This is a genomic window from Blastococcus saxobsidens, from assembly GCF_002938435.1.
GTDB classification, from domain to species: domain Bacteria; phylum Actinomycetota; class Actinomycetes; order Mycobacteriales; family Geodermatophilaceae; genus Blastococcus; species Blastococcus saxobsidens.
Genome location: NZ_POQT01000027.1, coordinates 40,304 through 62,240, shown reverse-complemented (window position 1 = coordinate 62,240; position 21,937 = coordinate 40,304). Strand labels below are relative to the sequence as shown.

Here is a 21,937-nt window from a genome sequence, read left to right as displayed (position 1 = left end):
GTAGGCCATGGCGGCGTCGATCGCCCGCTGCGCGGCGGAGGCGTCCCCGGCCGACGGCGGCACGGGACGGTCGGCCGGCGGCTGCGGAGCGCTCGGGGCGGGGGCCGGCCGCGGAGCGGGAGCCGGGGCCGGGGCCGGGGCCGGGCGGGGAGCGACGGCGGCGGCGCGCTCCGCCGCGGCACGGGCACCGACGAGGTCGCGCAGCTCGGTCTGGGCCGCGTCCAGCTGGGCCTGCACCTCGACGCGCTGGGCGACCAGGGATGCCTTCAGGGCGCGGGCGGAGATCTCGGCGGTCGTGGCGACCTCGAGGGTCGCGGCCGCCTGAGTCTTCAGTTCCTCGGCCTCGACCACCGCCGTCCGGGCGACGACGTCGGCACGGCGCGCGGTCTGCTCGGCGTCCCGCACCTCGCCGAGCACGTCGGCGCGGTGCGTGCCGGCAGCCTCCAGCAGCGCGGCGCGCTCGACCAACTGGCCGATGTCACCGGCGGTGAGCAGCGCGGTCGCGCCCGGGTTGGTGGTCCCCTCCATGAAGCTGCGGCGGGCGAAGGCGACGACGTCGTCGCGGGCGACCGTGACCTCCTCGGCGGCCTTGGCGGCGGCCTCGGCCGAAGCCTGCGCGTGCGCCTGGGCGGCCTCGAACGCCTCCTGCGTGGCCTGGAACTCGTCCAGGGCCAGCGCAGACGTGGCGTGCGCGGCCTCGGCCTGCGCCTGGGCGGCGGTCAGCTGCTGGTTGAGCTCACCGATCCGGTCGGCCACCGCGTCGGCGCGCGACTGGGCCTGGCTGATCTGGCTGTCGGTGGGGCGCCGGGGCGCGGCCCCGGCGACGTCCGGCGTGAGGCCGACGGCGAGCGCGGCCACGAGCAGCGTGCCCGCGACCCGCGACGCCGCCCGCCCTCCGGTGCGCTCGACCGCGCCGGACGGGGCGCCCGTACCGGCCCCCGCCGTGCTGTTCCGCGTTCCGGTGCCCACGACATGCCTCTTCCCGATGTCCGTAGGACGCCCGGTCGGGCGGCCCGTGGTGACATCGGTGCGGAGAGCCGCGCCGTTGAGGGCGTCTCACCCCTGGGGGTGAGATGACACGAGCAGGTGACGGGTCAGTTGACCTGGCGCTCGGAGCCGGACCAGAAGTCCTGCCGCAGCTTGAACTTCTGGATCTTCCCGGTGGCGGTGCGGGCCAGCTCGTCGCGGAACTCGACCCGCTTGGGGGCCTTGTAGCCGGCCATCCGCGCCTTGCAGTGGGCGATGATGTCGGCCTCGGTGGCCTGCTCCCCCTCGGCGAGCACGACGATCGCGGTGACCAGCTCGCCCCACTTGTCGTCCGGGATGCCGATGACGGCGACCTCCGCGACCGCCGGGTGGGCGAACACGACGTCCTCCACCTCGATCGAGGAGACGTTCTCCCCGCCGGTGATGATCACGTCCTTCTTGCGGTCGGAGATCGTCAGGTAGCCGTGCTCGTCCAGCGCGCCGCCGTCGCCGGTGTGGAACCAGTCGTCCGCCAGGGCCTCCGCCGACGCGTCCGGGTTCTCCCAGTAGCCGTCCAGCACGGTGTTGCTGCGGGCGAGGACCTCCCCCGAGTCGCTGATCTGCAGGCGGGTGCCCAGTGACGGGACGCCGGCCCGCGACAGCCGCTTCGCCCGCCCCTCGGGGTCCAGCCCGTCGTACTCCTCGCGGGGGCGGTTGATGGTGAGCAGCGGGGCGGTCTCGGTGAGGCCGTAGATCTGGTTGAACTCCCAGCCGAGCTCGGCCTCGACCCGCGCGATGGTCCGCGACGGCGGCGGGGCGCCGGCCACGATGATGCGCACCCGGTCGCGCCCGGGGATCTCGCCGTCCCAGTCGGCCGCCGCCTCCAGGACCGCGTTCCACACCGCGGGCGCCCCGGCCATCACCGTGACGCCGTGCTGCTCGACCCGGCGCAGGATCTCCGCGCCGTCGATCTTGCGGATGACCACCTGGCGGGCGCCCACGCCGGCCATCGCGTAGGGCAGCCCCCAGCCGTTGCAGTGGAACATCGGCAGCGTGTGCAGGTAGACGTCGCGGTCGCTCACCTGCATGTGCATGGCGAAGGTGACGGCGTTGACCCAGGTGTTGCGGTGGGTCATCTGCACGCCCTTGGGCCGCGCGGTCGTCCCGCTCGTGTAGTTGATCGTGGCCGTGGCGTCCTCGTCGGGCTCGGCCCACGGCCGCGGCTCGGCGTCGAACCGGAGCAGCTGCTCGTACTCCTCCCCCGTGCCGAACCGGTGCTCGGCCCGCACGCCCTTGAGCGACGTCTCCAGCTCCGGGTCGACGAGCAGCACCCGGGCGCCGGAGTGCCCGACGATGTACTCGACCTCCTCCGGCTGCAGCCGGAAGTTGATCGGGACCGCGACCCGGCCCGAGGACGGCACCGAGAGCAGGAGCTCCAGCAGCCGGGCGGAGTTGTGGCTGACGATCGCCACCCGGTCTCCCTCGCCGATGCCCAGCTCGTCCAGCCCGGCCTGCAGGGCGCGGCCGCGCCGCGCGACCTCCCGGTAGGAGACCTCGCCCAGCGACGGGGCGGGCTGCGCCGGCTCGTCGACGACACCGATCCGGTCGCCGTAGACCAGCTCGGCCCGGTCGAGGAAGTCGCGGGAAGTCAGGGGCACGCGCATGCCGGCTCCTCGGGGCGGGGCCGGTCGGGCCGGCCGCTCGTCGTGGTCCCGTCACGCTAGCGGCCCACGGGGGCGCCGACGAGCGGCGCGGTCATCCGGCCAGCAGCGCCCACGCAGCAGCGGCCGTGCCGGCGGTGGCCGCGCACACCCGCACGCCGTCCACGGACAGCAGGCGGCGGTGGGCCCCGGCGTCCCACCCGCGGTCCAGGCGGCGGTGCAGCGGGACGGCGAGCAGCGCGGTCACCGCCAGGACGACGGCCAGGCACCCCGCGCCGACGAGCACCGGCACCAGCGGCGTTCCGGCCGGCTGGGCGACCAGCAACGCCGACGTCGTGACCACCTGCCCCGCGAAGAGCGGACCCACGACCCGGGTGACCCGCCGCTGGTGGCTGCGCTCGTAGGCGGCGAAGGCAGCGGGCGGCACCTGCGCGAACTGCGGGTAGACCACGATCCGCACGGTCCACTGGAACCCGGCGTAGGCGGCGGTGAGCGCGAGGTGGACGACGAGCAGCGTCACAGCGGGGCGGGGCGGGCGCCGGTCACGCCGCCCACGGTAGGTGGCGGTCGCGGCCTGGATCAGGTGACCTGATCGAGGCGCGTCCTCCCGCACCGTGGGCCGTGAGGGAGGACGCCGCGGGGTGAGGGAGGACGGCGTCAGCGGGCCGAGACCAGCCGCGGCAGCGCCGTCCCGATCGGCTCGCGGACGACGAGGTCGGCGACGTCGTCGTAGGGCGTCGGCTCGGCGTTGACCACCACCACGCGGGCCCCGTGGCGGACTGCGACGTCGACCAGCCCCGCCGCCGGGTGCACCTGCAGCGACGTCCCGACGGCGAGGAACACGTCGCAGTCGGCCGCGGCGTCGACGGCGGCGTCGATGACCTCGGGATCCAGCAGCTGCCCGAAGCTGATCGTCGCGGACTTCAGCATCCCACCGCAGACCAGGCAGGCGGGGTCCGGCTCCCCCGCGGCCACGCGGGCCAGCGCGTCGTCCATGGAGGTGCGGTCGCCGCAGCCCAGGCATTCGACCTCGTGCACCGTGCCGTGGATCTCCAGCACCCGCTCCGGCGTCGAACCGGCGGCCTGGTGCAGCCCGTCGACGTTCTGCGTGATCAGCGTGCGCAGCCGGCCCTGGCGCTCCAGGCCGACCAGCGCCTCGTGCCCGGTGTTCGGGCTGGTGTCGAGCGCCCCCACGTCGCGCCGCATCAACCACGCGCGGCGGCGGACGTCGGGGTCGGCCACGTAGTAGGACAGCGTCACGAGCTTCTCGGCGTCGGGATCGCGCGTCCAGACACCGTTGGGCCCCCGGTAGTCGGGGATGCCGCTGTCGGTGGAGATGCCCGCGCCGGTGAGCACGGTGATCCGGGAGGCCGCGGTCAGCCAGCCGGGCAGGGGGTCGGGGACAGCGCCGGTCACGCCCGCCACGGTAGGGCGGGGAGGCGCTGCGCCGCCCGCCGGGACGCAGCGCGCCCGGCCCGCTCCATCGACGGCATGAGGAGCACGACGCCGACGGCGTAGGCGGCCCCGAGCAGGGTGTCGACGACGTAGTGCTCGCCGCCCCAGACCAGCACCAGCGGCATCGTGACCGCGTAGGCCACGAGCACCACCCGCTGCCACCACCAGCGCGCCATCGGCAGCAGCACCGCACACATGAGCACGGCGAAAGCGGTGTGCAGCGACGGCACCGCCGCCACGAGGTTGACCTGCCCCTGGCCGTGGTCGAGCAGCACGCCGGCCTTGGGCAGGCCCAGCACCGCCCAGCCGGAGCTGGTGATCCGCGCGACCGGCTCGATGACCTCCTCCTTGGCAGCCAGCCAGGGCGGCGCCGCGGGATAGAGGACGTAGGTGGCCAGGCCGGCGACCGACAGCGCCACGACCAGGCGGGCGCAGCGGGCCCAGCGTTCCCGGTTGCGCACCCACAGCACGGCCAGCACCACGGGCGTGACCACGAAGTGGCTGCTGTAGACCAGCGTCGCGACGGCCTTCCACCACTCGGCCTGCACGTGCTCCTGGAGCCACACCGTCGGCAGCACCCCGCCGCCGAACCAGCGGTCGGCGTCGGCCAGCTCCTGGACGGCGACCGGCATGCCGAGCCCGTCGGCCAGCCCACGGCTGGCGTCGTAGGCGAGCAGGACGGCGACCAGCGGGAGCCAGTCGGCCAGCAACCGCCCCACCCGCCGCGCCCCCTGCGTGGCGGCGTGCACGCAGAGGCCGGCCAGCACCCAGCCGAGCAGCACGACGCGGTCGGTGGGCAGGCCGCGGACGGCGCACGTGGCGGCGAAGGCCAGGGCGAGCCCGGCCCACAGCGTGACCGGGAGCCATGCCGGGCCGACCCGCCGCACCGCACCCGGCCGGACGGCCGGGACCAGGACGGAGGGGGCCGGGGCCACGAGGGACACCGGTGGGTCGACCACGGTCATGGCGCGGGACGGTAATGGCCGGTACCGCCCGGTGGGGGCACTGCGCCCCGCTTCGCCGTCGTTTCGCACGCAGGAGTGACGGGTGCGCCGCCGTGGAACGCGTGAGACGGCCCGCGCGGACACCCGCAGGGAGTTTCGGAGGACGTGACACAGGTCACCGGGTGAGGGAAGGGTCGCCTGACCGGTCACTCCTGTCGCTGAGCTGGGATGATCGCGGGTGGTAAACCAGCGCAGACGAACCAGCGAGGGGTAGGCGCAGAGAAGTGGCAGCCAGCAAGGACACCTTCGGAGCCCGGTCGACGCTCAGCGTCGAGGGCACCGAGTACGACATCTACCGGCTCGACGCGGTGGAGGGCTCTGAGAAGCTGCCCTTCAGCCTGAAGGTCCTCCTCGAGAACCTCCTGCGCACCGAGGACGGCGCAGACATCACCGCCGACCACATCCGGGCGATCGCCGGCTGGGACCCGAATGCCGAGCCCGACCAGGAGATCCAGTTCACCCCGGCCCGCGTGGTCATGCAGGACTTCACCGGCGTCCCCTGCATCGTCGACCTCGCCACCATGCGCGAGGCCATGGCCGAGCTCGGCGGGGACCCGCAGAAGATCAACCCGCTGGCGCCGGCCGAGCTGGTCATCGACCACTCGGTGATCGCCGACATCTTCGGCACCGAGGACTCGTTCCAGCGCAACGTCGAGATCGAGTACGAGCGCAACGGCGAGCGCTACCAGTTCCTGCGCTGGGGCCAGGGCGCGTTCAGCGACTTCAAGGTCGTCCCCCCGGGCACCGGCATCGTCCACCAGGTCAACATCGAGCACCTGGCCCGCGTGGTCTTCCCGCGCCAGGAGGGGAACCGCGTCGTCGCCTACCCCGACACCTGCGTGGGCACCGACAGCCACACCACCATGGTCAACGGCCTGGGTGTCCTGGGCTGGGGCGTCGGCGGCATCGAGGCCGAGGCCGCGATGCTCGGCCAGCCGGTCTCGATGCTCATCCCCCGCGTCGTCGGCTTCAAGCTCTCCGGCTCGCTGCCGGACGGCGCCACCGCCACCGACCTGGTCCTCACGATCACCGAGATGCTGCGCGAGCACGGCGTCGTCGGGAAGTTCGTCGAGTTCTACGGCGAGGGCGTCTCCGCGGTGCCGCTGGCCAACCGCGCCACGATCGGCAACATGAGCCCGGAGTTCGGCTCCACCGCGGCGATGTTCCCGATCGATGAGGAGACCATCACCTACCTGCAGCTCACCGGCCGCAGCGAGGAGCAGGTCAAGCTGGTCGAGGCCTACGCCAAGGAGCAGGGCCTCTGGCACGACCCCTCCCGCGAGCCGGCGTTCTCCGAGTACCTGGAGCTCGACCTCGCGACCGTGGTGCCCTCGATCGCCGGGCCCAAGCGCCCGCAGGACCGCGTGGCCATCACCGACGCCAAGCCGGCCTTCCGCACCGCGCTGGCCGACTACGTCGCCGCAGACGAGACCGGTGGGGAGGACCGCAAGCCCGGCGTCCCGGCCAACGAGCAGCCCTACGGCGTCGAGTCCGCCGCCGACGAGGCCTCGGCCGAGTCCTTCCCGGCGTCGGACCCGGTGAGCCCGTTCGCGCGCGGCAACGGTGAGGCCGGCAAACCGCACCACGCCGTCGTCCCGGAGAAGGCCGCCGACCGCCCCTCCAAGCCCACCAAGGTGGTCATGGAGGACGGCACGGAGACCTTCGTCGACCACGGCCACGTCGTGATCGCCGCGATCACCTCCTGCACCAACACCTCGAACCCGCAGGTGATGATCGGTGCCGCGCTGCTGGCCAAGAAGGCCGTCGAGCGTGGGCTGACCAGCAAGCCGTGGGTCAAGACGACGCTGGCCCCCGGGTCCAAGGTCGTCATGGACTACTACGAGAAGGCCGAGCTCACCCCGTACCTGGAGAAGCTGGGCTTCTACCTGGTCGGCTACGGCTGCACCACGTGCATCGGCAACTCCGGCCCGCTGCCGGAGCCGGTGTCCCACGCTGTCAACGAGGCCGACCTCGCCGTCGTCTCGGTGCTCTCGGGCAACCGCAACTTCGAGGGCCGGATCAACCCCGACATCAAGATGAACTACCTGGCCTCACCCCCGCTGGTCGTCGCCTACGCCCTCGCCGGCTCCATGGACGTCGACCTGAACAACGACCCGCTGGGGCAGGACCCCGACGGCAACGACGTCTTCCTGCACGACATCTGGCCCTCCCCGCAGGAGGTCCAGCGGGTCATCGACCACGCCGTCTCCGCGGAGCAGTTCGGCAACAGCTACGCCGACGTCTTCGCCGGCACCGAGCAGTGGCAGGCCCTGCCCACCCCGGAGGGCGACACCTTCCAGTGGGATGCGGACAGCACCTACGTGCAGCGTCCGCCGTACTTCGACGGCATGCCTGCCGAGCCGACTCCGGTCGAGGACATCACCGGCGCCCGCACGCTCGTGGTGCTCGGTGACTCGGTGACCACCGACCACATCTCACCGGCCGGCTCGATCAAGGCCGACAGCCCCGCGGGCCAATACCTGCGCGAGCGCGGGGTGGACCGCCGCGACTTCAACTCCTACGGCTCCCGCCGCGGGAACCACGAGGTCATGATCCGCGGCACCTTCGCCAACATCCGGCTGCGCAACCAGCTGGTGCCCGGCACCGAGGGCGGCGTCACCAGGAACCACCTGACCGGCGAGACGACGACGATCTACGACGCCTCGCGCGCCTACATCGACGCCGGCGTCCCGCTGGTCGTGCTGGCCGGCAAGGAGTACGGCTCGGGTTCCTCCCGCGACTGGGCGGCCAAGGGCACGGCGCTGCTGGGCGTCAAGGTGGTCATCGCCGAGAGCTACGAGCGCATCCACCGGTCGAACCTGATCGGCATGGGCGTGCTGCCGCTGCAGTTCCCCGAGGGCCAGAATCGCGAGTCGCTCGGCCTGACCGGCGACGAGGAGTTCACGATCACCGGGATCACCGCGCTGAACGACGGCTCGGTGCCGCGCACGGTGAAGGTCACGGCTCAGGCATCGGACGGTCAGACGACCGAGTTCGACGCCCGCGTCCGGATCGACACCCCCGGTGAGGCGAACTACTACCGCAACGGCGGGATCATGCAGTACGTCCTGCGCTCGCTGCGGGGCTCTGCCGCCTGATGGACCTGGGCCTGGGTGGTCGCGGATTCCTGCTCACCGGCGCGAGCCGTGGGCTGGGGTTCGCCACCGCCCAGGCCCTCGTCCATGACGGGGCCCGGGTGCTGGTCAGCTCACGGTCCGCCGACGGGGTCGCGCGGGCCGTCGAGCGGCTCGGCGGCGAGCCCGCGGCCTCCGGGCTCGCGGCCGACCTCGCCGACGCCGGTGCCGCGGAGGCGCTGGTCGCCGCGGCCCGGGAACGGCTCGGCAGGCTCGACGGGGTCCTCATCAGCGTCGGCGGCCCGGCGCCCGGCAGCGTGCTGGACACCCCCGAGGACGCCTGGCGGGCCGGGGTCGACAGCGTGCTGCTGGGCCCGCTCCGGCTGGTCAAGGCGCTCGTCCCGCACCTCGGCGAGGGCGCGGCCATCGCCTTCGTCCTGTCCACCTCCGTCCGGCAGCCGCTGGACGGGCTGGCGGTCTCCAACGGCCTGCGCCCGGGCCTGGCCATGACCGCCAAGGGCCTCGCCGACGAGCTGGGTCCCCGGGGGATCCGGGTCGTCGGCCTGCTGCCCGGCAGCATCCTGACCGATCAGAACCGTCACCTGCACGATGGCTCGGATGAGGCCACCGCACGACGTGCCCGCAGCGAAGCGGGGATCCCGCTGCGCCGACTCGGTCGACCCGAGGAGTTCGGTCGGGTGGCCGCCTTCGTGCTCTCCCGCGCTGCCTCCTACGTCACGGGCACGATGATCGCCGTCGACGGCGGTCGGTTGCGGTCGATGTGAACGTCACGGCACACCCCACCGACCCGGTGCTCGTCGCATGTGCCCACGGCACCCGCAACCCCACCGGCCGTCGATTGATCGCGGAACTGGCGCTGGCCGCCCGCGCACGACGTCCGCGCCTGGTGACGGCGGCGGCGTTCGTCGACGTGCAGCCGCCGACCGTGGTCGACGTGGTCGCAGGGCTCGCCGCGGAGGGCCGGTCCGCCGTCGTCGTCCCGCTGCTGCTCTCCGGCGGCTACCACGTGCACGTCGACATCGCGGGCGCCGTGGCGGCGCACGGGTCCGTCGTCGCCGCGCGTCCGCTCGGTCCCGACCCCCGGTTGGTCGAGGTCGTGCACGAGCGTCTGGTGCAGGCCGGCGCCGACCCCCGCGACCCCGTGACCGCGGTCGTCCTCTGCGCCGCCGGCTCCAGCGACCCGCGTTCGGTGGCCGACGTCGAGTCGACCGCCGACCTGCTCCAGGCGTCCTGGGCCGGCACCGTGACCACCGGCTACGGCTCGGCGGCCAGCCCGACGGTGCGGGATGCAGTTGCCGCGGCCCGTGGCGCGGGCGCGCGCCGAGTGGTCCTGGCGAGCTACCTGCTGGCCCCCGGGCACTTCCACGACAAACTCTCGGCCGCGGGAGCCGATGCGGTCACCGCACCGCTGCTCCCCGACGAGCGCATCGCTGCCGTGCTGCTGGACCGCTACGACGCCGCGACAGGATCGCGGTGAGTCAGGCGGCGTCGCCGACGACCAGCACAGGTTTGAGGGTGCGACCGCTGCGCATGTCGTCCAGGGCGTCGTTGGCCCGGGCCAGCGGGTAGTGGGTCACCAGCGCCGACAGGTCGAACCGCTCGGCGAGCGCGGGCACCGAGCGGACGTACTGCACGTGGTCGGCCGCTGAAAAGGCCCAGCTGCCGAGGACCCGCAGCTGCTTCTTCGTGATGTAGTGCGGGTTGAGCATGGTCGTGCCATGGTCGGTGTACTGGCCGACCACGAGGTACGTGCCACCCTTACGCGCCAGGTCGATGCCCTCCGCAACGGCGCTGGGCGCCCCGGTCGCCTCGATGACGAAATCGGCACCGCGGCCACCCGGTGTCTCGGCCAGCACCCGAGCCAGCCGCTCCTCCGCGGAGCTCTCGAAGATGTCGACGTGCACGTCTCCGATGCCGAGGCTCCGGGCGATCTCCAGGCGGTTGGCGGGCCCACCGACGAGGATCACCTTCGCTGCCCCGGCCAGCTGCGCGAGCATCGCCGACGCCAGGCCGACGGGCCCGCTCCCCTGGACGACGACGACATCCCCTTCCCGCGGCTCGGCCATGCTCTGCATCGCGTGCGTCGCGGTCGGACCGGCGCAGCCGAGGGCGATGACGGCGTCCGGCGTGGCTCCCTCGGGCAGCTTGATGACGGTGGAGCCGGGCTGCAGGTAGATCTGCTCCGACCAGCCCCCGGAGAGGTGCGGCCAGTCGGCGGAGCTCTGGTTGATCCCGTACACACGGCGGCTCTCGCACAACGATGGCTGGTTCTCCTCGGTGCAGTAGAAACACTGACCGCAAGGGATGTTCGACATCCACGAGATGGCGTCGCCGACCTCCAGCCGCTGTCCCGTGGCATCCGTCGTCACACCGCTCCCCAGCTCACGGACGACCCCCACGGCCTCGTGCCCCAGGATCACCGGGAGGGGGATCTGCATGCGCCCTGCCTGCAGATGCATGTCGGTGCCGCACACCCCTGCGTGGGTCACGTCGGCCACGATGGCTCCCGGACCAGCAGCCGAGGGGACGATCCGGGTGGGCTCCAACGGCGCATCGAAGGCCCGCAGTTGCATGGCGGACACCGGGCGGGCCGAGGTCGAGCTGGTGGTCACTGGGATCCGATCCTGGCTGTCGGGCGGGCTTCGTCCGGAGGACGGGCGAGCGCCTGGGGCACGCGGGAGACGTCCGACCAGCCCGTGAGAACCGTCGATGTGCCGTCCGTCACTCGTGACCGTAGGTCCGACCCCGACCACGGTCAACGATTGATAGCCCCTATCGGAAATGCTGATTCGCACCCTCGCGAACTGGTCGCCAGCCCATCCGGCTGGCGACCTCAGTGCGGCCAGGGTGCCATTTCTCGCACGTCCCGGCCTTCGCGTGCGCAATACAGCCGCGCGGCTCGAAATGGAATGGGCAGGGCACCTCGATACCAACAACGTGCATTCCCGATTCCTGCCACCGGCGTCGCACGAAAGAGCGACGCGTACGGCGGGTGAATGCGCGGTGCCGGGGGCCTGCGTGGTTCACTGACGGCGTGTACGCGATCCGAGCAATGAGGCCGGGCGGAGCCGACGTTCTCGAGTACGGGGAAGTGCCCGATCCACATCCGGGGCCTGGCGAGCTGCTCGTCGAAGTCATCGCCAGCGGTGTCAATTTCATCGACACGTACCGCCGCAGCGGGGTGTACGCGTCGGAGTTCCCGCACGTCCCCGGCGCGGAGGCCATGGGCACCGTCGTAGCCTTGGGCCCCGGCGTGGAGGGCATCGCGGTCGGCCAGCGCGTCGCGTGGGTGGACGTCCTCCGGTCGTACGCACAGCTCGCCGTGGTGCCGAGCGCTCGGGCCGTGGTCATCCCCGACGGTGTCGACGACGCGAGCGCTGCCGCACTCCCCCTGCAGGGCATCACGGCGCACTACCTCGCCGTCTCGACCTACCCGGTGCAGCGGGGCGACACCGTGCTGGTGCACGCGGCGGCCGGTGGTGTGGGACTGCTGCTCACGCAGCTGGCGGTCTCCCGAGGCGCGCGGGTCATCGGCACGGTCAGCACCGCGGCCAAGGAGGCGCTCGCGCGCGAGGCCGGCGTCTCGGACGTCATCCGCTACGACGAGCTGCAGGACCTGGCGGCCGAGCTGCCGGCGGTGGTGCGTGAGCTGACCGCCGGCACGGGCGTCGACGCCGTCTACGACGGTGTCGGCCGGGCAACCTTCGAAGCGTCCCTCGGATCGCTGAAGCCGCGCGGAATGGTGGCCCTCTTCGGAGCGGCTTCGGGCCAGGTGCCGCCGTTCGACCTGCAGCGGCTCATCGCCTTCCACTCGGCGTACGTCACGCGGCCGACCATCGGTGACTACATCGCCGACCGCGAGGAGCTCACCTGGCGTGCCCGCGAGGTGTTCGACGCCGCCGCCGCCGGCCTCCTCACCGCCCGCGTCGGTGGCCTGTACCCCTTGCAGGAGGCGGCCGATGCGCACGGTGACCTGGAGAGCCGGCGGACCACCGCCAAGCTCCTCCTGGTTCCCCCAGGGTCGCCGCTGAGCTCATGACCGTCCTGGACGGTTACCGGCTCGAGTGGTTGGGGAGCTTCCTGGCCGTCGTGGACCACGGCGGCTTCGCCGCTGCCGCCGAGAATGTCTACCGCTCGCAGCCGAGCATCAGCTCGCACGTCGCCGAGCTGGAGAGCCGGCTGGGTGCGTTGCTGTTCGACCGCAAGGAGCGTCCGGTCCGACTGACCGAGGCAGGGATGGCGTTCCTGGTGCACGCCCGCGCCGTGCAGGCCGAGCTGGAGGCCGGCGAGGCCGACGTGCAGGCCGTCCTCGGTCTGCTCCGCGGTCGCGTACGGCTGGGGTGTTACCCCAGCGCAGGCGCCGCCTTCGTGCCCGGCGCCCTGCGCGAGTTCGCCGCCCAGTACCCCGCGGTTGAGGTCGCTCTTCTCGAGGGCGCGCCGGTGGACCTCGGCGCCGCCCTGCAGAACGGGGACGCCGACCTGGCGATCCGCCCGCTGCTCCCGATCCCGCGCGAGTCCTCCGTCGCCCACGAAGTCCTGTGGGTCGAGCCGTTGGTCGCCGTCGTGGCCGAGGACCACCCGCTGGCGCAGTTCCAGACGATCGACCTGGCCCGTCTCCGCAACGCGCGGCTGATCACGCTGGGGTCGGGGACGCAGCGCGAGACGGGGACGACCGAGATGGACCACGCGCTGCGGGACGCCGGTCTGGAGAACCACGTCGTGCTGCGTACCAACGAGCCGCAGACCCTCGTGGCGCTGGCCCGGACGGGGCACGGTATCGGTCTGACGAACCTGCTCGCGGCCGCGGTGTCCGACACCTCGGGCACCCGGGTCATACCGATGCACGGCACGGTGCACCGGCGCGAGGTCGGGGTGTTCTGGGACGGCGCCCGTGCGATGCAGCCGGCGGTCCGCGCCTTCCTCGACCTGATCCTGCAGATGCCCGTCCCTGATGCGGTGCAGCGGTACGAGCGCCGCGCCTGACCGGCCGCACGCGCGGTGCGGCCGGTCGGCCGGTCAGCGCGCCCCAGCCAGCTCCCTGAGCTCGGTGAACAGCTCGTCGGCGACGCGGCGCGACGGGATGGGGTTCACGGCACCGAGACTCTGCACGACCCGGGACGCTGCCGCGGCGGCGAAGGTCGCCGCCTCCACGGGCGGTCGCCCTTCCACCAGCGACACCGCGAAGGCAGCGTCGAAGGTGTCCCCCGCCCCCGTGGGATCCTTCGCCCGCACCTTGAGGGCGGGAATGGCCTCGTAGCCGTCGGCGGTCGCGACGGCCGCCCCGACGCCACCCATCTTCAGCACGACCAGCGGCGCCCCCAGGGCCAGAAGCTCCGAGGCGATGGCCCGCGGGTCCTCGTAGCCGGTCAGCAGCCGCCCCTCGTCGAGGTTGGGGAGCACGACGTCGCACAGTGGGAGCGTGTACCGGGCCATCGCCCGCGCCTGGTCCAGCGACCACAGCCGGGGCCTGATGTTCGGGTCGTAGGTGACCAGCGTGTCTCCCAGGCGGGCCCGTTCGATGGCGCTGAAGACCGTGTCACAGGCAGTCCTGCTGATGGCCTGCGTGATGCCGGTGACGTGGACGACGCGCGCCTGTTCGATCCAGCCGTCCGGCAGGTCGGCCGGACGCAACCGCGATGCCGCAGAACCGGTCCGCCGGTAGACGAACTCCGTACTCGTCCCTTCCCGCAGGACGAAGTAGAGGCCGGTGGGGTGCTCGGGGTCGGTGACGACGTGCTCGGCCTGCACGCCCTCGGACTGCCAGAGCTTGCGCAGCAGCTCGCCGAACTGGTCATCCCCCACCCGGGAGAGATAGCCCGAGCGCCCGCCCAGCCGGCTGGCGGCCACCGCGAAGTTGGAGCTGTCCCCGCCGAAGCCCACGCTGTACAGCGACCCCACCCGGGGGCCGCCGACGGCCTCTGCATTGAACTCGACCATCGGCTCGCCGAACGAGACGATGTCTGGCACGTACGTCATGACCGGATCGCCTCGCCGCTCAGATGCGGTTGTACTTGGCCAGGCCGGCGGCCAACGAGCCGGACTCGAGGATGAGGCGGGTCTGCTCGCGCTCGCGCTCCTCGATCGACGTCGCTCCCTCCAGGACCTGCGCCACCAGGGCGTGCGGGACGGCCACGACACCGTCGCCGTCACCCACGATGAGATCGCCTGGGTTGACCGTGACGCCGCCGCAGCGGACGGGCTCGTTGGCGGCCACCGTCTTGTAGCGACCGACCGTCGTCGCGGTGGAGACCGACCTAGAGAAAACGGTGAACCCGAAGTCCCGCCGGATCTCCTCGACGTCACGCATGCCGCCGTCCAGGACGGCACCGGCGAGGTCGTTGGCCACGGCTCCGGCCGTCATGAGGCCGCCCCACACCGCCACCTCGGTCTCCTCGCCGATGTCGATGACGACGACGGAGCCCGGCGCGGAGTTGTCGATCACGTCAAGTGCGTGCTGCGGGGGGACGCGCTCGGAGGTGGGGACCTCTCGCACGGTCACAGCGGGACCCACGAGCTTCTGACCGGTGCGCAGACGGATCTGCGACGACATGTAGCCGTGGACGCCGAGCTCCTGCAGGGCGTCGGACACCGACGCCGTGGTGATCCCGCGAAAGGCCTCGATGGTCTCGGCGGGATGGACAGCGGGGGTGGTCATGGACGCTCCTTCGTGGACGGGTCTGGGGTAGCCGACGGTGTTCGCACCGCGACGAGTGACTGCCTTGCTGCTTCGTGGATGGCCTCGAGCCCTGCCTGGTCGAGCGGGCCGCTCGGCGAGAGCGCCCCACCCATCCCGACGGCGACGGCGCCTGCGTCGAGCCACGCCCGTGCGTTGCCCGGCCCTACGCCTCCGCTGGGGACGATCTCGAGCTCGGGCATCGGGCCCAGGAGCGCCCCGATGTAGCCGGGATCGACGGCGGAGGCAGGGAAGAGCTTCAGCGCACGCGCCCCGGCCGCCAGCGCACGCATCGCCTCGCTCGGGCTGAGGATCCCTGGGAGGGCGAGGACGTCCTGGCCGGTCACCCGGGCGACGAGCGGCTCGTCGAGGCCCGGGCTGACGACGAAGCGTGCGCCCGCCGAGATGGCGGCGTCGGCCTGCTCCGTCGTCCGGACGGTGCCGGCACCGATCAGCGTGCCGTCGTCCGGGCTGCTCCGCGAGAGTTCCGCGATGACGTCGACGGCTCCGGGCACGGTGAAGGTGACCTCGACGACTCGGATACCGGCGTCGATGGCCGCACGTGCCCCCGCCAGCGCGGTCTCGGGGGTGGGCGCGCGGAGCACCATGACCATGCGCTCGCGCCGGATGACCTCGAGGGACTGCTCGGCCGTCATCCCGCATCGTCCTCGTAGAGCTCCAGGCGGTCGACCCAATAGATCTTGGCCAGGGCCGCCACGGACTCGGGTCTCACTGAGCGGAGATGGATCCGGTTGTCCTCGACGCCCATGACATGTCCGTAGGACTGCAACTTCAGGCTGTGGAACCGCTCGGGCGGGAAGTCCAGCGCCACCGAGACGCGCAGGGGCTGCCCCTCCTCCACGGCCACGGCCAGCTCTGGGGCGATCCGGCCCGGCGCCCGGACGGTGAGGTACACCTGCCAAGCCAGCGCGAGCACCAGGACCACGACGATCGTCCGGAAGGCCGTGCTGCGGGACAGCCGGCGGAGCAGCGTCACGACCCCTTCTCGTCGTCGTCGACGCCCAGCATCGCCATCAGCTCACGCCGGATGCGGACGAATGCCGGGTCGGCGTACACGTCCGACCACGTCCGCGGCCTCGGGATGGGGATCTCGATGTCGGCCTGGACGGCGCTCGGACGGCTGGAGAGGACGATGACGCGGTCGGACATGAAGATCGCCTCGTCGACGTCGTGGGTGACGAAGAGGACCGTCGGCCGCTCCTGCTCCCAGATGCGGAGGACCTCCTGCTGCAGCACGCGCCGCGTCTGCGCGTCGATGCTCGCGAACGGTTCGTCCATCAGCATCATCGTCGGTTCGGTGGCGAGGACCCGCGCCACACCCACGCGCTGCCGCATGCCGCCCGAGAGCTCGTGCGGGTACTTCGCCTCGAAGCCGGAGAGACCGACGAGCTCGATGACCTCCCGGGCCCGCCGCTTGCGCTCGGCCTTGTCGACGCCCCGCATCTTCAGGCCGAAGGCAATGTTGGCTTCCACCGATTTCCACGGGAAGAGGGCGAAGTCCTGGAACACCACACCACGGTCGGGGCCGGGGCCGGAGATGGGTTTCCCGGCCAGCATGACGCTCCCACCACTGGCCCGGATGAAGCCGGCAACAATGTTGAGAACCGTCGTCTTCCCGCAACCGCTGGGCCCGATCAGGGAGATGAACTGGCCTTCGGGAATATCGAAGGACACATTTCCGACCGCGGTCATTTCTTCGTGCGTGTACGCGTCCGTGTACACCTGGTTCAGGTTTTCCACTGACAGGAGACTCATCTGCCGATCCCTTCTACCATGCCCCAGCGCTCGACCGTCTCCTTCTCGAAGGGGGCGAGGATGAGAGCGTCCGTGGCATACCAGAGGGCGCCCAGCACGACCATTCCGATGAAGACGTGCGAGACGTCGCCCTGACGCCGCGCCTCGAACATCATGAATCCGACGCCGCTCGTCCCGATGATGATTTCGGCGGCGATCAGGGCGCGCCATCCATAACCGAGTCCCGTGCGAATCCCACTGGAGATGCCGGGCAGGGCAGCCGGCACGACCACTTCCACGATCCCCCGCCAGCGCTTGGCTCCCAGGCTCGCGGCAGCCCGCATCAGGTTCTGCGGGATGGAGTCGATCCCGGCGACGATGCTGATGATCAGGGGAAACGTCACCGTGTAGACGATGACGAGCGTGACCGACGTGAGGCTGAACCCGAACCAGATGATCAGGATCGGCAGCCACGCGATGTCGCCGATCGCCTGGAAGAAGAGAAGCATGGGCCAGCTGAACTTGCGGGCGTACTTGTTGAGCCCGATCAGGAAGCCGAGCGCGACGCCGATGACGACCCCGAAGCCGGCCCCCACCGCCAGGCGGAGCAACGAGTCCCCGATGTAGCTGGGCAGGATGCCACGCTCGATCAGGCGCACAGTGGTCTCGAAGACCGTCCCCGGTCCCACGAAGAAAGCCGACGGGAAGAGCTCCAGTTCGGCGATGAGGGCCCAGATCGCGACGACGACCGCGAACGGTCCCCACGTCCGGATCCCGGGGACACGGAGGAGCCCGGTCCAGGCGCCGGCCGTCTCAACGCGGGACCGCTGCTGCGATCGGACGGGAGTGTCGACGGTCATGTCCCCACCTGCCTGCGAGCGCCCCAGCGCTCCACGGTCCGGCGCTCCAGCGGCGCCAGCAGGAAACGGTCCATGAGGAGCCAGAGCACCCCGATCGTGATCATCATCAGGATGATCACGTCCGTCTCGTAGTACTGGCGGGCCAGGAACAACGTGTAGCCCAGACCACTGCTGGTCGCGATGATCTCGGCCGCGATGAGCCCTCTCCAGGCGAAGCCCATGCCCATCCGCAGGCCGGTGACGATGCTCGGTGCGGCTCCAGGCAGGTAGATCTCGACGAACATCCGCCCCGGCCCTGCACCCAGACTGCGCGCCGCTCGCAGCAACGAGGTGCTGATCTGGCGGACGCCAAGCATCGTGGTGTAGACGACCGCGAAGAAGACCGCGTTGAAGACGATGAAGACGACCGCGCCCGTGCCGTAGCCCAACCAGAGTGTGGCCAGCGGGATCCACGCGATACCGGCGAGGGCGACGGAGAACCTGAGCAGCGGGGAGAAGAAGCCGGAGACACCCCGACTGATGCCCATGAGGATCCCGAAGGGCACGCCGATCGCGATCGCCAGGCCCGTGCCGGCCCCGACCCGGGCGAGGCTCGCGAAGACCTGCGTCCAGAGCGACCCGTCGGTAACGCCGGAGGTGAAGACCGCCCACACGGATGCGAGGCTGGGGAAGGTGCGCGGCGACACGTCCAGGGCCGGTACCAGCACGGCCCACAGGGCCACCAACACGACGAACGGACTGAGGAACCAGGCGGCCGAGGAGAGGCGCGCCCGCCGCCGCGCGAGCTGCCGGCGACCGGAGTCGCTCAGCGGCTCGCGCGACGGCCGGAGGGCGATCCCCGTCATCGGGAGCACTGACCCCCGTCGGGCTCGAAGGTGAAGTCGTCACCCTCGATGACTGCGGAAGCGGGGATCTCGTCGAGGTCCTCGAAGAGCTCCGGCGACTCCTCCATGACCTCGTTGATCGGGCCGGGAACGAAGACGTCGTTCACGTCGAAGGTGCCGTTGATCGTCCCGAGCCCGTGCAGCGTGGTGATCGCCTCGTGGAGCGCGGCGTAGTTGCACGCGGAGATGCGCGGGTCGAGCTGCTCGACGTTGTACTGCATGGCCTCCTCGGCGATCGCCGGGTCCAGGCTGGACAGCCACCGGGCGGCCACCTCTGCTCCGCCGTCAGGGTTCTCGCGCATCCACTGGTCGGCAGCCGCGCGAGCCGTCAGGAACTTCTTGACCGTGTCTCGGTTCTGCTCCACCCAGTCCCGCTTCGCGACCAGGTAGCCCAGGTAACCGATGTAGCCACCACCACGAGCCACCTCGTACGAGCCGGGCACCTGATCCAGGATCAGCAGCGGGAAGGGGTCCCAGCCGATCGCGACGTCGATGCCGGCCGTCTGCAGTGCCACGGCCATGTCCGGCGGCGGCGTGTTGACGATCGAGACGTCGTCCGGGGTCATGTCGTTCTCGGCCAATGCCGACAGCAGGTACAGGTGGTTGATCGAGCCGATGGCGACACCGATCTTCTTGCCCCGGAGCGTCGACAGGTCGCCCGCCTCCACGCCGGACCCGTCGCGGGCCACGACCGCCATGGTCTCGTCGATACCGAGTTGCGCCGCGCTGCCCGAGTAGTTCCCCAGCAGCACGTAATCCGCGCCGCTGAGGATGGCACCGATCGCCGGGGAACCCACCTGGGCGATGTCGATCTGGCCGCTCTCGAGGGCGTTGAGCTGGTCGGTCCCGGTGGCGAAGGGCTCAGCGACCGTCACATCCAGTCCCTGCTCCTCGAAGAAGCCCTGGTCGAGGGCCGCCGGAAGGCCGATCTGGTCGATTGCCCCGACCAGTCCCGCATTCACGGCGACGGATTCCTCGCCATTCTCCGCGACCGAGTCGGCGGGGGTGGGGGCTCCGCCGCAGGCCACGAGTACCAGAGACATGCTGAGCCCGGCTCCCAGCGACAGGACACGATTTCGATGAGGTGCCTGGAACATGCGCGTTCCGCCATTTCGTCGTTTGAAACCTGCGACTGTTGTCGAAGGGCCTCCATCTGGCGAGGGACGCTAGGAGGGTGATGCGCATCACGCCAAGGGCGCGTTTCGTATAGAGCCCATCAGGTTTCCCGATAGATGGCGGCCGGGTGCCCCGCGGAGGGGTCGGCACCCGTCACTCCCACGGCGTCAGCGCGCCCGCGGCCGACGCCGCCCGCGGGACCGACACGGTCCCCGCGGACGACGCGACCGCGGTGCATCGTTTCCGCTCGGCGAAGTCGCAGGTCAGGCGGTCGGAACCACCAGCGTGATCTCTCGGACGGTGAAGTCGGTGATCAGTCCGGCCACGTGGTACGGGTCCGCCCGAACCCACTCCTCGACCTGCGCTCGGCCGTCCGCCCGGAACACGAGAACGGCCCCGTCGACCGGATCAGCGAGAGCCCCCGACAGCAGCACCCTGCCGTCCGAGGCCGCTGCTGTGATCCTGCCGAGATGTTCGGCGCGGTACGGCTGGCGCCGGTCGAGGATGTCGGACACATAGGAGTACTGCACGACGAATGTTGCGGGCATGGCCGTTTCCTCGCAGGAGAGAGTAGGGGCGAATGGGACGGATCGCAGCAATTGGTCGCGACTCCGGCGCAGACCATATCCGACGCCGTGCCGTGACCACGACGCGTTCTCCGCATGTACCTTGCGGGTCTGGAAATGCCGCATATCCGCTCGGCGACCTTTTCGGCGTCGGGCCGAGAGGGCTGCAGGCGCCACCCGTCACCTGCCCAACGAGGAGAGCCATGACCGACGTCCAGAGCATCGACCCCCGGACCGGGCAACCCGTCGAGGTCGTGACGCGGGAGACCACGCCGGACGAGGTCGACCGCCTGGCACACGCCGCCGCGCTCGCCGCGCCCGGTCTCGACACGCTCGGGCGGGACGGTCGCGGCGCCCTTTTGCGAGCACTGGCAGACGGGCTGGAGGCGCGCCGGGCCGACATCGTCGGAACCGCCGATCGGGAGACCGCGCTCGGCGTGACACGGCTCAACGGCGAGCTGACCCGCACGTGCTACCAGTTCCGCCTGTTCGCGGAGGTGCTCGAGGAGGGCAGTTACCTCGAGGCCGCGATCGACCACGCCGGGGACAGCCCCATGGGCCCCCGACCCGACCTGCGCCGGATGCTCGTCCCACTCGGACCGGTCGCCGTCTTCGGTGCGTCCAACTTCCCGCTCGCCTTCTCGGTCCCCGGTGGCGACACGGCTTCCGCCCTCGCGGCCGGAAGCCCCGTCGTTGTCAAGGCCCACGGGGCGCACCCGGCCACCTCACAACTGTGCTTCGACGTGATGTCAGCCGCGGCCGCGGCCGCAGGTGCGCCCGCTGGCACGCTCGGCGTCGTGCACGGCGTCGAGGCCGGTGTCGCGCTCGTGCAACACCCGGCCATCCGGGCCGTCGGCTTCACCGGCTCCCTCGCGGGCGGCCAGGCGATCGTCCGCCTCATCGACGCGCGCCCAGACCCCATTCCCTTCTACGGCGAGTTGAGCAGTCTCAATCCCGTGGTCGTCACGTCGGGCGCAGCCGTCGGGCGCGCCGAGGAGATCGGCCGCGGCCTGGGCGGTTCGATGACCCTCGGGTCCGGCCAGTTCTGCACCAAGCCGGGGCTGGCCTTCGTCCCCGTCGGCCCCGCCGGCGACCGGTTGATCGAGGCCATGTCGGAGTTCTTCGACGGCGTCGAGCCGCACGTGCTGCTCAGCGAGCGGATTGCGCGCTCCTACGCCGAGGACACGGACCGCCTGGCCTCGACGCCGGGCATGACGACGGCGGCTCGAGGCGGGCCTGCCCGCGGGGTCGGGTACGAGGCCGTACCGCTGCTCCTCAGCGTCGACGCCGGCACGCTGCCCCGGGTAGCGCACGAGGAGGTGTTCGGCCCCGTCGCCGTGGTGGCGAGGTATGCCGACGAGGCGGAGCTCCTCACCGCACTGGACGGCCTACCCGCTTCTCTGACGATGACCGTGCACACGGGGGCCGGGCACAGCGACCTGACGCCGGCCATCGTCCGCGTCCTGGGGAGCCGGAGCGGCAGACTGCTGTTCAACGGCTACCCCACGGGTGTCGCGGTCACCTGGGCCCAGCACCACGGCGGTCCATGGCCCTCCACCAACACCGCGCACACGTCGGTGGGTACGAGCGCCATCCGCAGATTCCTGCGCCCCGTCGCATGGCAGTCAGCGCCCCGGGAGTTGCTGCCCGTCGAGCTGAGGGACGAGGAGCCGGGCATCCCGAGGCGGGTCGACGGAGTGCTGGTCCTTCCCGCTCGGTCCTGACACGCAAGGGCGGTCCGAGTCCCCGGGGAAGCAGCCGACGGGTCCACCAGCAGGGCGGGACACCGCCCGGGTGGCGGTGCGATGGACGACGAGGGCAGCGGCCGGCGGGACGGCTCCCGCCCCAGGGAGGAGTGCCGGTCCGGTCCGGGTTCGGCGAGTCCGACGAGGTCGCCGGCGG

At 71.6% G+C, this 21,937-nt stretch carries 21 protein-coding genes; 6 read left to right on the top strand and 15 right to left on the bottom strand.

Annotated elements, in window-relative coordinates:
* The 5 genes from C5507_RS22410 to C5507_RS15700 form a co-directional block, all read right to left on the bottom strand.
* Window positions 1-969 (bottom strand): coiled-coil domain-containing protein (locus C5507_RS22410; RefSeq protein ID WP_487246494.1); only part of this gene is annotated, 969 nt, incomplete at its 3' end.
* A 125-nt stretch (window positions 970-1,094) separates the two neighbouring features.
* Window positions 1,095-2,630, bottom strand: coding sequence for an AMP-binding protein (locus C5507_RS15715; RefSeq protein ID WP_104529456.1), 1,536 nt, complete (start codon window positions 2,628-2,630; stop codon window positions 1,095-1,097).
* 91 nt (window positions 2,631-2,721) lie between these two features.
* Window positions 2,722-3,147 (bottom strand): DUF1772 domain-containing protein, encoded by a 426-nt coding sequence (locus C5507_RS15710; RefSeq protein WP_104529455.1) that lies wholly within the window; start codon window positions 3,145-3,147, stop codon window positions 2,722-2,724.
* A 137-nt stretch (window positions 3,148-3,284) separates the two neighbouring features.
* Window positions 3,285-4,043 (bottom strand): SIR2 family NAD-dependent protein deacylase, encoded by a 759-nt coding sequence (locus C5507_RS15705; protein ID WP_104529454.1) that lies wholly within the window; start codon window positions 4,041-4,043, stop codon window positions 3,285-3,287.
* Entirely contained in the window at window positions 4,040-5,047 is a 1,008-nt protein-coding gene (locus C5507_RS15700; protein ID WP_104529453.1) for a phosphatase PAP2 family protein, read from the bottom strand. The genes C5507_RS15705 and C5507_RS15700 overlap by 4 nt, the downstream gene beginning before the upstream one ends.
* A 263-nt stretch (window positions 5,048-5,310) precedes the next feature.
* Here C5507_RS15700 and C5507_RS15695 point away from each other — a divergent pair, with 263 nt between their 5' ends.
* The 3 genes from C5507_RS15695 to C5507_RS15685 are packed head-to-tail and all read left to right on the top strand — an operon-like array spanning window position 5,311 to window position 9,658.
* A complete protein-coding gene (locus C5507_RS15695) occupies window positions 5,311-8,184 on the top strand; it encodes an aconitate hydratase (RefSeq protein WP_104529452.1) in 2,874 nt (957 codons plus the stop codon).
* The gene (locus tag C5507_RS15690; protein WP_104529451.1) at window positions 8,184-8,945 is read left to right on the top strand and encodes an SDR family oxidoreductase; all 762 of its coding nucleotides are present in this window, start codon (window positions 8,184-8,186) and stop codon (window positions 8,943-8,945) included. The genes C5507_RS15695 and C5507_RS15690 overlap by 1 nt, the downstream gene beginning before the upstream one ends.
* The gene (locus C5507_RS15685) at window positions 8,942-9,658 is read left to right on the top strand and encodes a sirohydrochlorin chelatase (RefSeq protein ID WP_249027830.1); all 717 of its coding nucleotides are present in this window, start codon (window positions 8,942-8,944) and stop codon (window positions 9,656-9,658) included. The genes C5507_RS15690 and C5507_RS15685 overlap by 4 nt, the downstream gene beginning before the upstream one ends.
* Window position 9,659: 1 nt before the next feature.
* On the opposite strand, the gene C5507_RS15680 is transcribed toward C5507_RS15685, so the two are convergent.
* The gene (locus C5507_RS15680) at window positions 9,660-10,793 is read right to left on the bottom strand and encodes a zinc-binding dehydrogenase (protein WP_207225736.1); all 1,134 of its coding nucleotides are present in this window, start codon (window positions 10,791-10,793) and stop codon (window positions 9,660-9,662) included.
* Between the two features lie 479 nt (window positions 10,794-11,272).
* Here C5507_RS15680 and C5507_RS15675 point away from each other — a divergent pair, with 479 nt between their 5' ends.
* Together C5507_RS15675 and C5507_RS15670 are read left to right on the top strand one after the other, a co-directional pair.
* On the top strand, window positions 11,273-12,220 hold the full coding sequence (locus tag C5507_RS15675) for a quinone oxidoreductase family protein (RefSeq protein ID WP_242611062.1): 948 nt from the start codon (window positions 11,273-11,275) through the stop codon (window positions 12,218-12,220).
* Window positions 12,217-13,164 carry a LysR family transcriptional regulator gene (locus C5507_RS15670; protein WP_104529449.1) on the top strand — a complete coding sequence of 316 codons (948 nt, stop codon included), beginning with the start codon at window positions 12,217-12,219 and terminating at the stop codon, window positions 13,162-13,164. The genes C5507_RS15675 and C5507_RS15670 overlap by 4 nt, the downstream gene beginning before the upstream one ends.
* Before the next feature lie 33 nt (window positions 13,165-13,197).
* Here C5507_RS15670 and C5507_RS15665 read toward each other — a convergent pair whose 3' ends face one another.
* The 9 genes from C5507_RS15665 to C5507_RS15625 form a co-directional block, all read right to left on the bottom strand.
* Window positions 13,198-14,157: a sugar kinase gene (locus C5507_RS15665; protein WP_104529448.1), complete on the bottom strand. Its 960-nt coding sequence runs from the start codon at window positions 14,155-14,157 to the stop codon at window positions 13,198-13,200.
* Window positions 14,158-14,176: 19 nt separating this feature from the next.
* Entirely contained in the window at window positions 14,177-14,836 is a 660-nt protein-coding gene (locus C5507_RS15660) for an RraA family protein (protein WP_104529447.1), read from the bottom strand.
* The gene (locus tag C5507_RS15655; RefSeq protein ID WP_104529446.1) at window positions 14,833-15,510 is read right to left on the bottom strand and encodes a bifunctional 4-hydroxy-2-oxoglutarate aldolase/2-dehydro-3-deoxy-phosphogluconate aldolase; all 678 of its coding nucleotides are present in this window, start codon (window positions 15,508-15,510) and stop codon (window positions 14,833-14,835) included. Before C5507_RS15655 ends, C5507_RS15660 begins: the two co-directional genes overlap by 4 nt.
* A complete protein-coding gene (locus C5507_RS15650) occupies window positions 15,507-15,851 on the bottom strand; it encodes a hypothetical protein (RefSeq protein WP_104529445.1) in 345 nt (114 codons plus the stop codon). The genes C5507_RS15655 and C5507_RS15650 overlap by 4 nt, the downstream gene beginning before the upstream one ends.
* Entirely contained in the window at window positions 15,848-16,630 is a 783-nt protein-coding gene (locus tag C5507_RS15645) for an ABC transporter ATP-binding protein (RefSeq protein ID WP_104529444.1), read from the bottom strand. The genes C5507_RS15650 and C5507_RS15645 overlap by 4 nt, the downstream gene beginning before the upstream one ends.
* A complete protein-coding gene (locus C5507_RS15640; protein WP_104529443.1) occupies window positions 16,627-17,469 on the bottom strand; it encodes an ABC transporter permease in 843 nt (280 codons plus the stop codon). Before C5507_RS15640 ends, C5507_RS15645 begins: the two co-directional genes overlap by 4 nt.
* The gene (locus tag C5507_RS15635) at window positions 17,466-18,314 is read right to left on the bottom strand and encodes an ABC transporter permease (protein WP_104529462.1); all 849 of its coding nucleotides are present in this window, start codon (window positions 18,312-18,314) and stop codon (window positions 17,466-17,468) included. The genes C5507_RS15640 and C5507_RS15635 overlap by 4 nt, the downstream gene beginning before the upstream one ends.
* A complete protein-coding gene (locus C5507_RS15630) occupies window positions 18,311-19,396 on the bottom strand; it encodes an ABC transporter substrate-binding protein (protein ID WP_207225737.1) in 1,086 nt (361 codons plus the stop codon). Before C5507_RS15630 ends, C5507_RS15635 begins: the two co-directional genes overlap by 4 nt.
* Before the next feature lie 336 nt (window positions 19,397-19,732).
* A complete protein-coding gene (locus C5507_RS15625; RefSeq protein WP_104529442.1) occupies window positions 19,733-20,017 on the bottom strand; it encodes a YciI family protein in 285 nt (94 codons plus the stop codon).
* Window positions 20,018-20,238: 221 nt separating this feature from the next.
* Between C5507_RS15625 and C5507_RS15620 the strand changes: the two genes are divergently transcribed.
* Window positions 20,239-21,759 (top strand): aldehyde dehydrogenase (NADP(+)), encoded by a 1,521-nt coding sequence (locus C5507_RS15620; protein WP_104529441.1) that lies wholly within the window; start codon window positions 20,239-20,241, stop codon window positions 21,757-21,759.
* Window positions 21,760-21,937: the final 178 nt, after the last annotated feature.

What these genes read in the sequence shown, in the direction of transcription:
- C5507_RS15715 (WP_104529456.1), bottom strand. Translation starts at nt 2,630, where the DNA reads ATGCGCGTGCCCCTGACTTCCCGCGACTTCCTCGACCGGGCCGAGCTG.
- C5507_RS15700 (WP_104529453.1), bottom strand. Translation starts at nt 5,047, where the DNA reads ATGACCGTGGTCGACCCACCGGTGTCCCTCGTGGCCCCGGCCCCCTCC.
- C5507_RS15690 (WP_104529451.1), top strand. Translation starts at nt 8,184, where the DNA reads ATGGACCTGGGCCTGGGTGGTCGCGGATTCCTGCTCACCGGCGCGAGC.
- C5507_RS15670 (WP_104529449.1), top strand. Translation starts at nt 12,217, where the DNA reads ATGACCGTCCTGGACGGTTACCGGCTCGAGTGGTTGGGGAGCTTCCTG.
- C5507_RS15665 (WP_104529448.1), bottom strand. Translation starts at nt 14,157, where the DNA reads ATGACGTACGTGCCAGACATCGTCTCGTTCGGCGAGCCGATGGTCGAG.
- C5507_RS15660 (WP_104529447.1), bottom strand. Translation starts at nt 14,836, where the DNA reads ATGACCACCCCCGCTGTCCATCCCGCCGAGACCATCGAGGCCTTTCGC.
- C5507_RS15655 (WP_104529446.1), bottom strand. Translation starts at nt 15,510, where the DNA reads ATGACGGCCGAGCAGTCCCTCGAGGTCATCCGGCGCGAGCGCATGGTC.
- C5507_RS15645 (WP_104529444.1), bottom strand. Translation starts at nt 16,630, where the DNA reads ATGAGTCTCCTGTCAGTGGAAAACCTGAACCAGGTGTACACGGACGCG.
- C5507_RS15640 (WP_104529443.1), bottom strand. Translation starts at nt 17,469, where the DNA reads ATGACCGTCGACACTCCCGTCCGATCGCAGCAGCGGTCCCGCGTTGAG.
- C5507_RS15635 (WP_104529462.1), bottom strand. Translation starts at nt 18,314, where the DNA reads ATGACGGGGATCGCCCTCCGGCCGTCGCGCGAGCCGCTGAGCGACTCC.
- C5507_RS15630 (WP_207225737.1), bottom strand. Translation starts at nt 19,396, where the DNA reads ATGTCTCTGGTACTCGTGGCCTGCGGCGGAGCCCCCACCCCCGCCGAC.
- C5507_RS15625 (WP_104529442.1), bottom strand. Translation starts at nt 20,017, where the DNA reads ATGCCCGCAACATTCGTCGTGCAGTACTCCTATGTGTCCGACATCCTC.
- C5507_RS15620 (WP_104529441.1), top strand. Translation starts at nt 20,239, where the DNA reads ATGACCGACGTCCAGAGCATCGACCCCCGGACCGGGCAACCCGTCGAG.